Source organism: Acinetobacter sp. YH01008 (assembly GCF_013420435.1).
Taxonomy (GTDB): Bacteria; Pseudomonadota; Gammaproteobacteria; order Pseudomonadales; family Moraxellaceae; genus Acinetobacter; species Acinetobacter pseudolwoffii.
Genome location: NZ_VOYD01000013.1, coordinates 78673 through 92025, shown reverse-complemented (window position 1 = coordinate 92025; position 13353 = coordinate 78673). Strand labels below are relative to the sequence as shown.

The 13353-nt window shown below is 41.1% G+C and carries 20 protein-coding genes and 1 pseudogene; 16 read left to right on the top strand and 5 right to left on the bottom strand.

Annotated elements, in window-relative coordinates; all coding sequences use genetic code 11:
* Positions 1 to 200: 200 nt before the first annotated feature.
* The 4 genes from FTT75_RS09320 to FTT75_RS09305 all read left to right on the top strand — a co-directional run bounded on the left by FTT75_RS09320 (position 201) and on the right by FTT75_RS09305 (position 2652).
* On the top strand, positions 201 to 554 hold the full coding sequence (locus tag FTT75_RS09320) for a hypothetical protein (RefSeq protein WP_180186300.1): 354 nt from the start codon (positions 201 to 203) through the stop codon (positions 552 to 554).
* A gap of 151 nt (positions 555 to 705) precedes the next feature.
* Positions 706 to 1653: a sensor domain-containing diguanylate cyclase gene (locus FTT75_RS09315; protein ID WP_180186299.1), complete on the top strand. Its 948-nt coding sequence runs from the start codon at positions 706 to 708 to the stop codon at positions 1651 to 1653.
* Positions 1654 to 1696: 43 nt separating this feature from the next.
* Entirely contained in the window at positions 1697 to 2200 is a 504-nt protein-coding gene (locus FTT75_RS09310) for a hypothetical protein (RefSeq protein WP_180186298.1), read from the top strand.
* Positions 2201 to 2406: 206 nt separating this feature from the next.
* Positions 2407 to 2652, top strand: coding sequence for a hypothetical protein (locus FTT75_RS09305; RefSeq protein WP_004893803.1), 246 nt, complete (start codon positions 2407 to 2409; stop codon positions 2650 to 2652).
* Here the strand turns inward: FTT75_RS09305 and FTT75_RS09300 are convergent, their stop codons facing one another.
* Positions 2653 to 2865: a hypothetical protein gene (locus FTT75_RS09300; protein ID WP_004893802.1), complete on the bottom strand. Its 213-nt coding sequence runs from the start codon at positions 2863 to 2865 to the stop codon at positions 2653 to 2655.
* A gap of 133 nt (positions 2866 to 2998) precedes the next feature.
* Between FTT75_RS09300 and FTT75_RS09295 the strand changes: the two genes are divergently transcribed.
* Entirely contained in the window at positions 2999 to 3199 is a 201-nt protein-coding gene (locus FTT75_RS09295; protein WP_180186297.1) for a hypothetical protein, read from the top strand.
* Here the strand turns inward: FTT75_RS09295 and FTT75_RS09290 are convergent.
* Entirely contained in the window at positions 3196 to 3438 is a 243-nt protein-coding gene (locus FTT75_RS09290) for a hypothetical protein (RefSeq protein WP_180186296.1), read from the bottom strand. The two genes, FTT75_RS09295 and FTT75_RS09290, sit on opposite strands and share 4 nt — an antisense overlap.
* 196 nt (positions 3439 to 3634) lie before the next feature.
* On the opposite strand from FTT75_RS09290, the gene FTT75_RS09285 reads away from it, so the two are divergent.
* The 8 genes from FTT75_RS09285 to FTT75_RS09250 all read left to right on the top strand — a co-directional run bounded on the left by FTT75_RS09285 (position 3635) and on the right by FTT75_RS09250 (position 8044).
* Positions 3635 to 4069, top strand: coding sequence for a hypothetical protein (locus tag FTT75_RS09285; RefSeq protein ID WP_180186295.1), 435 nt, complete (start codon positions 3635 to 3637; stop codon positions 4067 to 4069).
* Entirely contained in the window at positions 4066 to 4602 is a 537-nt protein-coding gene (locus FTT75_RS09280; protein WP_180186294.1) for a hypothetical protein, read from the top strand. Before FTT75_RS09285 ends, FTT75_RS09280 begins: the two co-directional genes overlap by 4 nt.
* Before the next feature lies 1 nt (position 4603).
* Entirely contained in the window at positions 4604 to 5725 is a 1122-nt protein-coding gene (locus FTT75_RS09275; RefSeq protein ID WP_159137908.1) for an ATP-binding protein, read from the top strand.
* The gene (locus FTT75_RS09270; protein ID WP_159137909.1) at positions 5722 to 6846 is read left to right on the top strand and encodes a hypothetical protein; all 1125 of its coding nucleotides are present in this window, start codon (positions 5722 to 5724) and stop codon (positions 6844 to 6846) included. Before FTT75_RS09275 ends, FTT75_RS09270 begins: the two co-directional genes overlap by 4 nt.
* Positions 6847 to 6976: 130 nt before the next feature.
* The gene (locus FTT75_RS09265; protein WP_180186293.1) at positions 6977 to 7219 is read left to right on the top strand and encodes a hypothetical protein; all 243 of its coding nucleotides are present in this window, start codon (positions 6977 to 6979) and stop codon (positions 7217 to 7219) included.
* Positions 7219 to 7593, top strand: coding sequence for a hypothetical protein (locus tag FTT75_RS15860; protein WP_257230356.1), 375 nt, complete (start codon positions 7219 to 7221; stop codon positions 7591 to 7593). Before FTT75_RS09265 ends, FTT75_RS15860 begins: the two co-directional genes overlap by 1 nt.
* 2 nt (positions 7594 to 7595) lie before the next feature.
* Positions 7596 to 7760 (top strand): hypothetical protein, encoded by a 165-nt coding sequence (locus FTT75_RS09255; protein ID WP_180186292.1) that lies wholly within the window; start codon positions 7596 to 7598, stop codon positions 7758 to 7760.
* Positions 7761 to 7771: 11 nt separating this feature from the next.
* Positions 7772 to 8044, top strand: coding sequence for a pyocin activator PrtN family protein (locus FTT75_RS09250; protein ID WP_228145466.1), 273 nt, complete (start codon positions 7772 to 7774; stop codon positions 8042 to 8044).
* A gap of 113 nt (positions 8045 to 8157) precedes the next feature.
* Here the strand turns inward: FTT75_RS09250 and FTT75_RS16045 are convergent.
* Positions 8158 to 8223 (bottom strand): annotated as a pseudogene (locus FTT75_RS16045) (hypothetical protein); the annotation flags it as partial.
* Between the two features lie 80 nt (positions 8224 to 8303).
* Here FTT75_RS16045 and FTT75_RS09245 point away from each other — a divergent pair.
* Together FTT75_RS09245 and FTT75_RS09240 are read left to right on the top strand one after the other, a co-directional pair.
* Positions 8304 to 9512 carry a DUF1615 family protein gene (locus FTT75_RS09245; RefSeq protein ID WP_005096631.1) on the top strand — a complete coding sequence of 403 codons (1209 nt, stop codon included), beginning with the start codon at positions 8304 to 8306 and terminating at the stop codon, positions 9510 to 9512.
* Positions 9479 to 10132, top strand: coding sequence for an HAD family hydrolase (locus FTT75_RS09240; protein ID WP_005096629.1), 654 nt, complete (start codon positions 9479 to 9481; stop codon positions 10130 to 10132). Before FTT75_RS09245 ends, FTT75_RS09240 begins: the two co-directional genes overlap by 34 nt.
* 193 nt (positions 10133 to 10325) lie before the next feature.
* Here the strand turns inward: FTT75_RS09240 and FTT75_RS09235 are convergent, their stop codons facing one another.
* Both FTT75_RS09235 and FTT75_RS09230 read right to left on the bottom strand, forming a co-directional pair.
* Entirely contained in the window at positions 10326 to 11420 is a 1095-nt protein-coding gene (locus FTT75_RS09235; protein WP_005096627.1) for an acyl-CoA desaturase, read from the bottom strand.
* A gap of 14 nt (positions 11421 to 11434) precedes the next feature.
* Positions 11435 to 12499 (bottom strand): flavin reductase family protein, encoded by a 1065-nt coding sequence (locus tag FTT75_RS09230; RefSeq protein ID WP_100355063.1) that lies wholly within the window; start codon positions 12497 to 12499, stop codon positions 11435 to 11437.
* A gap of 153 nt (positions 12500 to 12652) precedes the next feature.
* Here FTT75_RS09230 and fabR point away from each other — a divergent pair, with 153 nt between their 5' ends.
* A complete protein-coding gene (fabR, locus tag FTT75_RS09225; RefSeq protein ID WP_005096625.1) occupies positions 12653 to 13333 on the top strand; it encodes an HTH-type transcriptional repressor FabR in 681 nt (226 codons plus the stop codon).
* The last annotated feature ends 20 nt before the right edge of the window (positions 13334 to 13353 follow it).

The window sequence follows — 13353 nt, the reverse complement described above, 5'->3', positions numbered from 1 at the left end:
TGTACACAGTGCACTGGGTTATGTATCGCCTTTTGAGTTTGAAGCAATGTACTATGATAAGATTAATCCGTTAGGTCAGGTGGCCTAACTTAAATAAAAAAGTCTCCGACAAACCCGGTACGGTTCATTGTCTTTAAATGTTACATTATAACAATTAATATAAAGATACCTATGATTCATAAATAGAAAGGTAAGTATCAATGAAATATTTGTTAGGTGCAGCATTGTTAGGATTAGCAATTGCTGGCTGTACTTCAAATCCAAAAAACGAAGTGGTACAAGAAAAAGTTGTGAGCAATACTCCGGCTGAAACTCAGGTAATTAACTTTACTGGTCCAATGGATCTTACAGTTGAATTGAAATCTTCGGATAATTTTGAAACTGCAGAAATGACAGATAATTCTGGCAAGGTTTATCACCTTAAGCGAGCTATTTCAGGAAGTGGTATGCGTTTAGCCAATAATGATGGTGTTTCAATTCACTTCAAAGCTGGTGAAGGTATTGTAGAGTTTATGAAAGACAAACCTATCAGTATTACTGAATACAAAAAATAAGATTATTGTTCTAGGACAACCTACCCCAGTGGTGGGTTGTCTTTTTATTATATGAAGTAATATTCCTATCAGTTTAAAATTATAATATATGACGCTGTAGTCTAAAAATTGTTTTTTCATATCTCTCTTAGCACAAATACGGACTAACTTAATGAATAATATTAACTTTAAGAATTTCGAAGAGGCTGGCCAAGCTATTTTAAAATTCTTATCTCAACGATTTGGATTTAAGTTATGGATGATTACCCGTACCGAAGGTGATGACTGGATCGTGTTACTAAGTGAAGATAATGGCTATAACGTTAAGCCAGGACAAGTATTTCGATGGGCAGATTCGTTCTGCTCACACATGGTACAAAATAATGCGCCCCGCATTGCCCCTTACTCGCCCGATGTTCAAGTTTATACAGATGCACCAATAAATAAACTTGTCACTATTAAAGCCTATATCGGTCAACCTCTTTTAAAAGAAGATGGTTCCTTGTTTGGCACTCTTTGTGCAATTGATCCCGAACCTCAGTCTAAAAATCTGGTCGAGGAAGCTCCATTATTTGAGCTGCTAGCACAAGTGCTTAGCTATAATATTCAAGCTGAATTAAAAGCCGCTGAGTACATACGTAAAGCTGAACGGTTTGAAATGGAGGCATTGTCCGATCCGATGACTGGCCTTTTTAACCGTCGTGCTTGGGACCAGTTAATTGAATTAGAAGAAAAGCGCTGCAAACGATATGGTCACCCTGTTGCTATTCTTATGATTGATCTTAATGACCTCAAGATCACCAATGATACTTTGGGGCATGCTGCAGGTGATGAACTCATTCAAAGAATGGCTTTAACCCTCAAAAACACTGTACGCAATAATGATATTGTCGCTCGTTTAGGTGGTGATGAATTTGCTGTACTTAGTATTGAAACCAGCCGAGAAAATGCGGATAAACTTGCAACCAGAATTCAAACTGCTATTGCAAAAGCTGGCATTAGTGCTGCAATTGGTTTTGCAATGCGAAATCCAGCATACGGTCTATCAGCAGCTATCATAGAGGCAGATGAAAAAATGTATCAGGATAAAGCCCTAAGCAAATCACCTGAGACTAATTAATAAAAAACGCGAACCCGACGCGGCTCAATAAGCAGGAAGCTATATGATATTGGATCGAGAATTACAGCTTGAGTTGTTAAGTAAGATCGCAGAGTGCTACCCATTTGTATGGACTGATTATGAGCGAAAGCCAGATAGTGCTGAGTATCATAAAATTGCTATCAATTTGAACTATCTCAAGGGTCATAGCCTTCTTACCGAGAACTCCACCAAAGTGGTGCATAGTAAATCTGGAGATGGTGGTGGCTCCATTCTTATCATGAAGCCGGAAATCACAGAAAAAGGCTTGGATTTTCTAAAAGATGATGGTGGTCTTTCAGCGATTTTAGGTGTAGTAACTGTAAGGTTTGAGGCTGATACCATTCGCACTATTTTGCAATTAAAGGTGGATCAATCCGATTTATCGCCTGCTGATAAGCAGAGATTACGTGGTTTGCTTCAAGAGCTGCCCGCCGAGAATATAAAACACCTGTCAACGAAAATTGTGGATGTGGGTTGGGATAATCTGGGCTCTCTAATGAGCTTAATTCAAAGCAGCCTTTTTTAGCGATATTTTTAAATTTCAAATAACCAATCGGCTTGTTGTAATCGCCTACTGGCACAAAAAATTCAGGCACATCTTCTTTTATGTGCTCCAGATAAATTTGGGTTGAGCCGGGATGAAGCCGATCTTCTATTAAAACAAGCGTTTCTAATTTCATAAAAATACCTTGCCGCATACTCGAGCGGCTCTTGGATCGGGTGGAGAAAAATATGGCAGAAACAAAATGCGGTAGCTGTGGATCGCACAGCTTTGAGCTTTCAAGCCAAAACTTGGGCAAGTCAGATCTTTTGTTTTGGTTTGTACAATGCTCCAATTGCGGGGTTCCTATTGCGGTAATGGAACATAACCATATTGGTATTAAACTAGATCATATTGTTAAGCGATTAGATGATCTGGAGGCCGGAATTGGCTTAACTATGCAGTCTGTAAGCTCATTAAAAAAGAGTAAAAAATAACTACTCTCTACCAAGAGCACGAGAGCCATTAGAGTGGCCGTTATTGGTGCTAATTTTTTCAGTAAGTGCACGAAAACCGCTAACAGTAATCTCTTGGTTATCAAGCACAAAAGCTTCGGCAACTTTAATATATTCCTGTATAAGGGCATGGTCATGTATGCCTGAGGCAACATAAGCTTTATATAATTCAGCTCGAAATTTCTTCTTGCTCATTTTAACAAACTCCAAATAACCCATCCCTGTGATGGGTTTTCTTTTTCTAATAAATCCATATTTTCCCTGATATTATGAGCTTAAGACTTTGTGCCAACATTGATCTTAAATAACCATTAATACCGGAGAAAATATGAAACCTGAAATTATAGAAGCCCTAGCGTTAGAGCTTACTAAAACCAAAATTGCTGATAAAGACCATATTGCTTATGATAAAACAAGCGCTCAGCTCTGGGTTGAAACCTATAACGAAAGCCTCGATGAAATTAATGCTGAACTTGGTAAAAATCGCGTACATCAGAAACCATCCACTGGTGGACCGCGCACGTTCTAACCAGTAGTCTTAGTAATTACATAGCAGTCATTCTTCTTTGAGAAATCTTGAAGGATGGCTTTTAATTCATCTGCAAATTTAAATGGGCATTCAATAGTTACAGTGGCAATTTGATTTCCATATATTGCCATCTCCGCCACATTTATATGTTTTTCTAAATCCTCAGTCTTAACGCCATTTAGTAGTAATTTTTCAACCAACTGCTTACGCCATTCGTGCATTTCATTTTCTAGACTCATTTCTATCACCTTTGATAGTGGGTTTTCTTTTGCCTATTAAATCCTAAATATAAAAATAATTCAAAAAATATTAGGAATACCTATTTACTTATTTATTAGGAATGCCTAATATTTATCTCACAGACAACAAAAAACCTCAGCGTAGATGGCAACTACCTGAGGCATGACCCACTCTCTCTCAGTGAGTAAAGTAATTATGAACACAAAATTAACTCCACACAATAGCTTCAAGGTAACTCTGTTTACCGCTGCCTTAACTGTAAGCGCCTTGGCGTTTGCTCATCTTGCTGACTTTGGTACTGACCAAGTAGCACCAGCTAAAAATATTCAATCTGAATATGGAATCGTCTCTTTAAAGATGCTCGACGATATGCGCGGTGAAGCAGTCGTAAATCTGGATGGTTTCCGTTTGGAAATCACTTCGTTTGAAGTTGAAGCATACCCGGATGATTACGGTGTACCAGGTTCCGAATTCACGAATGTAGAAGTCGTTGAACTAGGTGAAATCAATGTATTTGATGCCAATGGCAATCCATATAAAGACTTCACTGATCACCAGGATCATCGCGAAATCAATTCAATGATCGCTGGTTACATCATGAAGCATCGTTTGGTGGAGGTGCAGTCATGATCTTAAATTCTGCTGATCAAATCTTTGAAGCGCTTTTGAATGGTCAATCGGTCTACTGGTGTGAATGTGGCTCTGATGACTGGTCTCCTTTAAATGATCGAACTCAAATTAATTTTGTGGATCTTTACACCGGTTTCCTGCAATTCAAAGCAGATGAGCTACCTGTAATACCAATGCCGGTAGAATTTGGCTCAACTCATCGTTATTTCTCTGAATACATCAAGACCTTTGAAGGACTTGAAATCTATCGAGTGGGTAAAACCCGGGCGAGCTATTTTGCCCTACGTGTCAAAAGCTCAGGAACTATTGCTGACTATTTCTGCAACACAACTATCTATTCCATTCAGCCGGACGGCTCATTAAGGAAAATGGATAAATCTCTTACTCCGCAATGGATTTTAGATGGATTGGAAAATGCGCGTGTTGCTATGCGCAAGAACAAGCGTCATCAAGCTTTAGAAAGTACGGGCTTCTTTGCATCTGAAGACTATAAAAACTTTAAACGTAATAACCGTTCTGCAGGAGTACGTTGAGATGGCGATTAATATTATTCCGGCGAATCAAGCACTGCTAGTTCAGGCAATTATTGTTTACCTGTATGCAGATCCAGGCTTGGGTAAAACATCTATCGGCTTTACTGGTGATAAAGCTATTTCATTCGACTTTGACAAAGGTTCTCACCGTACTGGTGAACTTCGTCGCGGTGCTGTAGTTCAGGCTCACCAGTGGTCTGATGTAGCAAACCTAACAATGGCTGATCTTGAACCATATAACACCATTGTGATCGATACCGTTGGTGCAATGCTTGAAAGCATCAAAACACATTTAATGCTCAATGCGACTAACAAACAGAAAGATGGATCGTTAAAGCTTAAAGCCCAGGGCTTGGCCAACAACATCTTTAAGCAATACGTGAACACTCTGATCGCTTCAGGGAAGGATGTGGTGTTTATTGCCCATGCCTCTGAAGATCAAAGCGGTGACCAGGTAATTTATCGCCCTGATCTGGGTGGTAAAAACCGTAATGAGCTATATCGCATTGCTGACATCATGGGCTATTTGACCACAGTCACTACTGGTGAAGGTAAGAATGCTCGAGTAATTAGCTTTAAGCCTTGCCCTACCCATCACGCTAAAAATGCGGGTGGTTTAGGTGGTGATACTGGTGAAGTATGGGTGCCAGATCTAAAGACCAGTCCTACATTTCTGGCCGACCTCATCAAGCAAGCCAAGGACCATATCAATACCCTGACACCTGATCAATTGGCCGCAATCAAGGCTCAAGAAGATCTAGAAAACTGGGTACAAAGCTGTGGTGAGGCCCAGTATGCGAGTGATCTAAATCAGCTCACTCAGTCTCTTGAAGACACTCATCTGTATTACAAGAATATGCGTGCTGAATTAGTCCGTCGTGCCCTAGAAATGAAGTGCACGTTCGATAAGCAACGTAATGCCTGGGTAGATCCACCAGAGTTCAATGGTATTTCTGATGAGCAGCTTGCAGATCTACAGGACTTTATCGATACCTGTGGCCTTGATGCAAAAACAGTGTGTGAACACTTAGGGCTTGATGCTCTCAACCAGATAGAAGCTTCCAAATTTGAAGCCGTAAAAAATGAAATAGAACGAGTAGCTAAGGGAGCAATGACAGCATGAAAATTTTAAATAGCAAAGAAGCTTTTGAGGCAATGATGGCTGGCCGAAATATCATGTGCCGCGCTGTTGGTGAGTTAATGGATTTTGATGATCTGTCTCAGTTCCCTGCCACAATTTTCGCTATGCCAGGCTATGAGTTCTGCATCAAGATTGAAACAATGGAGCTGGCTGGTATTACATTTACCAAGCCTTTGACTCTTGATGATGTCGTGGAAGATCAGGAAATCTTTATTATTCATCCTGACCATATCTCACAGGTTAAATACAGCAAACAGTGCATGGAGTATTTCAAAGCTGTCGACAATGGTTTTGCTCAGGCGGATAAAGAAAATGCCGAATTACAATTAGTGGCAATGGGTGAGCTATTTGGTCGAATTATTGTCTATCCCCCAACTATAGACAATACAGGCAAACCTAAAAAGAGACGCTCAACCAAAGCTAAGAATGAGACTGAACAGGCTAGCATTCCAGCTGGCCCAGGTGATGCTGTACCAGATATTGAAAAACAGCCTGAGCCAGAGCTGATTCAGCCTATTGAAGCCATAGAGCAAGAAGCCACTATTAATACTGAAACTCCAGTTACAGAAATTGAAGCGGATTCAGTTGAAACCGACCCGGTAAAGCTTGTTGAGAAGTTCACAGCACAAATTGACCAGTTTACTAAGGAGGATGACGTTCTTTCATTCCGTCACGTATTTCTGGCCAATGGACACTTAGATCAAAAAGATCAACAGCACTTGTGCAAGCTTACGGAAGATAAATTGCTTGAGCTGGATCCAGAGCAATACACGCCGAAGGTTGAACCTGAACCAATCGCAGATGAAGTCATTGAAGTCGTGCAACCTAGTTTGATTGATCAAATTGAAAACACTGCACGCAAACAAGCGGCAGTAGAAAGTGCTGAGCATGGTAGTGCCTCTATCGATCTGTTCTACAAAAAGAAGAAGCAAGTTCTGATCAACCGGATATATGACATGGATTCCGTTGAAACTTTAGAACGACTGGCACCAGCGATACCTGCAGCTAAATTACGTCCAGCGGATCATCAGGAACTACTTAGCCTGTATGCACAGCGCAAAGATGCCTTGATCCAAGCTGCTGAAACTGGGGAGGCTTCATGAGTTACTCCTACTCTTCAATGACCCGCGTGCTGCTTGTGCAGTACAAGGGTCGAGTCAGAACTTACCGCAACATTAATTTATTTGGTATTGATGATTGCCTGCGAAATTTTGCGAATACTTGGGGGTACAGATGATCTTCAGAATTAAAAAGAAGCATGAAGTCGGATTCAAGCTTTGGCTGGAAAAATTGGGTTATACCAAAAATGAACTTTCGGATGGCAGCTCGACATTTAGCGGCAAAGGCACACGTAAAACTTTGAGTTATGTGCTCTTAAAGAAAGATTTAACAGGTAATGCGGCATGTCAGGTGCTATTCGATGAATATGAAGAGCACCTGGATAACCCTGATTATTTAGATGTGAAGGTGGCGTGATGGATATCGAAAAATTAAAAACTGAATTTGAGCAGACTGAATGCTTTAAACGTCTTGAGCATGTTGCGCAATACACCTTCTTTGAATTTGGAGCATACATCAAACGTACTGATGTTCCTGCTGATATTGAAAAGAAGTGTGGAAAATTAATCACATCCCTTCTTTTTAGTTGGTCAGCATGGAAGGAGGCAAAAGCCCAGGCGGTGCCGGAAGGTTTTATTTTAGTACCGAAAGAGCCAACTGAAGCAATGATCCAAAGAGGCACTAAAGCTAACTCTGAATGCCTTAACGAAAATGCGCCCCTGGGAGAGAGATTGTTCCGACACCCTACTCTTCAAGTTTACCAAGCTATGGTAAATGGATCGGGAGAATAAAGTTGAGTGATACTCAAAAACCGTGTGAGCCCTGTGAAGATAGCAATATCGATAAACAAGTCAATCTGATGGACCAATTCATTGAAAGCGGTGAATTCAATAAAACTCTAAATGATTTTTTCGGGTTACCGGAATCAGTAAAACAAAGTTTGAAGGAGATTTCATAATGGGAGCAGCTATGAAAATTGATGATCCGGTTGATATCAGTTTTATGTTACTCATGAAGTATCGTAAACCTGTAATCAAACTTGAAGAGCTCTTGCCTGATTACTTGCCTCATCTTACAATTGAGCAGGCAAATAAGCGTGCAAATAAATGCACTCTTCCATTTCCAGCATTCAAATCTGATGGACGTAACTCACCTTTTTATGTTCATCTAAGTGATGTAGCATTCTGGCTTGAAGCAATACAAAAAGAGTCTAAGAAAGACTGGGTAGCAATGAACCATTGATTGCTAAATTATTGATTAATTGCCGCATGGTTGCACCTATTTTGCACCTTGCACCATGCGGCTATTCAGTAAGATGCTAATAAATAATAATTTTTATAATGTATATGTGATTAATCTATCCCACCTGCCATCGGGGCGACAATCAAATTGTTTGACAGTTGATATGGACCAATATACATATAAATTCATCACTTTTTTGATGGGCATAGTATACTGCATCTGCCTTATTCGCTCATCTTTTCAATTAATTTACCACACCATGAATAAAACTTTTGCTGATTGTTTTTCTGTTAAGTCATTGTCTGTACTTGCACTTTCTCTGGGTCTTGCCGGCTGTGGCAATGGCTCATGGTGGTCAAAAGATGATGAACCGACACTTGAAGTTGAACATATTCGTAAAGCAATTCCGAGTCGGGTAAATCAGCGTGAGTCCTGGGCACAAGATATTTACGACATCACCGAACAGCTGGGTATTCCTCAAACCAAGGAAAATGTCTGCACGATTGTGGCCGTGGTCGATCAGGAATCCAATTTTGTGGCAGACCCTACAGTACCAGGTCTGGGAGAAAAAGCGGTTAAAGAAGTTCAGGATCGTCTTGAAGAAAAATTTAAAGATAAACTCGGACAAGCAATCGGTGGAACAGTTGCGGGATATTTCCAGGAAGTACTCAAGAACCATCCAAGCCCAGAAGATAACTATTTAAGCCAGATGCGCCGGGTAAAAACCGAACGCGAATTAGATGAGTTATATCGTGAAATATTTGACTATATGTCGAAGCATTACCATGTCAGCGCACTGACCGGTGCTGCAAAACTGGTCGGCCAGAACATTGGCGAGAAAATGAATCCGATTACCACTTTGGGTTCAATGCAAGTGCATATTAGTTATGTCAAGGAATATAAACGTCAAGGTGGCAACATCGCAGCCTTACGCTCCGATGTCTATACGCAATATGGCGGCCTATATTACGGGATTCATCGTCTGATGATGTATCCTGCAGATTATGACAAACCGATCTACCGTTTTGCAGACTATAACTCGGGCATGTATTCCAGCCGAAATGCCGCTTTTCAGAGCATGCTCAATGATTTAACTGAAGCTGAACTCGATCTGGATGGCGATTTATTACTCTACAACAAAGATGGCGCGATCCGTTCGCAGAAGAGTCAATCCGAGCGTGAGCTGATCAGTGTATTTGCGAAAAATAATTTTATTATTACCGAACGTCAAATCCGCGCCGATTTAAAGAAAGAAAAAGAGAAAGATTTTGAAGATACCATGACCTATCGTGGGATCAGCAAGCTCTATCAGGAAAAAACAGGCAAAGATCCGATGTATGCAATCATGCCGGAAGTGGTCATTTCTGGACCAAAACTGAGTCGTGATTACAATACCAACTGGTTTGCCACCCGTGTCGATGGTCGATATCAAACATGCATGCGCAAAATCAAACACCTAAAACTCTAGCCTTATTTGATTTTGATGGCACCCTGTATACAGACGACAGTTTTACCGGGTTCATTTTCTATGCCTTGAAAAAACGGCATATTTTAAGACGCGGCATTCGTCTCCTGCCCTGGATTCAGGCCTATTATCTGAAGCTGTACCCTGCCCATGCGATGCGTCCAAAATTGTATGGCAACATGTTTAAGGACAGCGATGCAGAAGAAATTTTACAACTGGCGCAGGACTATGCCCAGCAGCTGGTCTTTAAGTTTAATCCAAAATTGTTGCAGCAACTTCGGCAACATCAGCAACTGGGTCATGAGATCGCGCTGGTTTCAGCATCACTGGATTTATACTTGAAACCGGTCTGTACCTATTTAAATATCGATTTACTGTGTAGCGAAGTTGAAATCAAAGCTGGAAAAATAACAGGATTTTATCAGACTCCAGATTGTAGTAATGCGCAGAAGAAACTGAGAATTTTAGAAAAATATCGTCTGGAAGATTATGCTGAAATTTATGCCTATGGTAACAGCGAAGAAGATCAGGAAATGCTGAGTTTGGCACATCAACGCTATCTGGAAGGACAAGATCAGCAATTGCCAAAAATTAATCTACCATCCGATTCAATGACATATTAGGGCTTTAAAATTTCCGCTTTATTGATACGCCATAATAATCTTTAACAAGCACTTAAATGACAGATGAGTTGTCGCTCAATGATACTTTTAAGGCAGATCTGATGACTGAATCATCCAGACTTTTTTGTTTAAATATAAGCTTCATCCATAAAAAAACCACCTCAAATAAGGTGGTTTTTAGCTTTAAGAAATATTATTTCTTAAACGGAAATGCATATTTCACAATACGTTTGATTACGCTGCCATACTGTTTTACCAGACTGGCATTGTTGTAGTTCAAACCATATTTTTCACACACCGCCTGAACTTTTGGCGCCATTTGGCGGTAACGACGGGCAGGCACATCAGGATACAGATGATGTTCAATCTGGTGGCTCAAATGACCCGTCAAGATATGGAATGCTTCAGAACCGGTCAGGTTAGATGAACCACGAATCTGGCGCATATACCAGTGACCACGGCTCTCATTTTGCAGTACCGATTTCGGGAACACCTCTACATCTTTGGTAAAGTGGCCACAGAAAATAATACTGAACGTCCAGATATTACGCAGACCATTGGCCACCATATTACCCGTCAAAACTGGCAACGCAGCAGGACCTGCAATCAATGGAAAGAACACATAATCTTTAAACAATTGTTTACCGATTTTGTTCTGCATTGGGCGCCATTCTTCTTTGGTCTGCTCTTTGCTTTTGCGACCTTTGAAATATTTACCCAATTCAAGGTTCTGAATGGCCACGCCCCACTGGAACAGCAAACAGAATGGCACCGCATAAATCGGTTGTAATAAATAACCCGGTTTCCAGCGCTGTTCTGGGAACAGACGCAATAGACCATAACCGATATCATCATCCATACCTTTAATATTGGTATAAGTATGATGTTTAAAGTTATGGGTTTGACGCCAGTTATCCGAAGTACCTACGATATCCCATTCATAGGTCTGACCATTCATTTTAGGATCATTCATCCAGTCATACTGACCATGCATGACATTGTGACCCAGTTCCATGTTTTCCATGATTTTGGCAAAGCCTAATAGACCTGTGCCTAGCAACCATGCTGGTGGGAACCAGCCTGCAAACAATAGCGCACGACCGGCAATTGATGAATAACGGATGGTTGAATAGACACGACGGATATATTTCGCGTCTTTTTCACCTAAATCATCCAGCACTTCTTGCTTGATCGCATCAAGTTCACGTGCAAGTTCATCGAGTTCTACTTGTGATAATTCACGGTTTTTAGGATTTTTAAAATATTGAAATTTTACTGGCATATTCATAGGATAAAACTCGCTTATAGGTCGATGACTAGATCAGTCTGCGCTGAGTTAACACAAATTTTGAGCAGATTACCTGGCTCAGTATTTCGTGCGCCGTTTACCAAATTCTTGGTCGAACCTTCCACTTTATTGCAGGCGCATTTATTACAAATGCCCATACGGCAACCATGTGTCGGTTTGATATTTTGTTGTTCCAGACTCACCAAAATGGACTGGCCTTTTGGAATACTGACAATTTTTTTCGACTGGGTCAGGGTGACATTAATAAAGCCGATATCGGATTGATCCGCCAGACTCATGCTAAAGGCTTCACCCTTAAACTCTTTGGCTGAAGCAAACAGCTGCTCTGCAGTCGATACAAAACCTGACGGGCCGCAGCAATAGACCGTGCTATTTTCCAGATTTTGCAAATCTGTCAGATAAGTTTCATTCAGACGAGCTGCCGCAGCTTGTTCTTGCGTGGCATAAACATGAAATGAGAAATTTGCATGTTTCTGAGCAAGTTCTTCGAAACGTGCTTTAAATGCTGCATCTTGATGTTTTTTAACCCAGTACCACAAGCTCACTGGTGTTGATAATTCACCCTTTTTGCTCAGGCTTTCCAGCATGCTCAGCATTGGGGTAATTCCGCTGCCTGCTGCAAGCAAGATCAGTGGACTCGCCTGCTGAGGTACAGTCATATCGCCATAAGGCTGACCAAATTCGATGACATCACCCACTTGCGCCTGCTCTGCAAACCAGGTGCTGACTTTACCGGCATGGACTTTTTTCACGGTCAATAACACATGCTGGGCATCTATACGGGTCAAACTATAGCTACGTTCATAACGAATGCCCTTCACCACCACATACACTGGATGGTGTTGCCCCGCTTCACCAAACTTAAATAAACGATTCACTTGAATTTTCAGACTCAGCATATCCTGTGCAGCATTTTCCTTGTGCACAATCTTGCCCAATGGCTGATTCAACGACCATATAGGATTGAGTTTCTGAATCCAGAAATTAATCGCATGCTGATCGACGACACTGTCAGACAGTGCATTCAACGGCATTTTAAGTTTTTGGAGTACATGCATCGTTATCGACATCATCTTGAGGTTTTGAATTATTATACACATGTATATATATTTGTATATACATGTGTATTGTTTCCATTCATTTCACAAGCCTGTCGTGCTCGGTTATAATCAAACGATTCATGCATGAACCTATTGATGAACGAGCCTTCAATGAAAATAAGCAGTGACGCATCTCTACTACAATCGAAAAGCATTGATGAGCCGATTATCGTACGGAGTGTCGGTCGCAAGGCCACCATTACCAAAGAAGAACTGTTTCAGGCAGCATTAAACCTGATTGGTCCACAAAAAAGTATTGCATCGTTGAGCCTGCGCGAAGTCGCACGTGAGGCCGGTATTGCGCCAAACAGTTTCTATCGTCATTTTAAAGATATTGATGAGCTGGCCATTGAGCTGATTGATCGTGCCGGGATTGTATTACGTCAGATTCTGCATGAAGCACGCTTAAAAGCCTCCCGACAAAGCAGTATTATTCGTAGTTCGGTCGAAATTTTTATTGCTCAGCTGGATGCAGATGAAGGCAATTTAAGCCTGTTATTGCGTGAAGGTTATACCGGTTCAAAATCGTATAAACAGGCTGTAGAACGCCAGTTAAATTATTTTCAGCAGGAATTGCAGGATGATTTGATTCGTCTGGAACGCCTGAATAATAGAAAGTTATTACATGCCGATATTGCCGCCAAAGCCATTACTCAACTGGTGTTTAACATGGGGGCCAATGTCATTGACATGCCGGCTGAAGACCGCCAGGAAATTGCCGAACAGACCATGCTCATGATTCGGATGATTCTGGAAGGCGCTCGCCATCTGGAAGATTCGCAGCTGCGTTAATTTTCCGATTTGCATGAAGT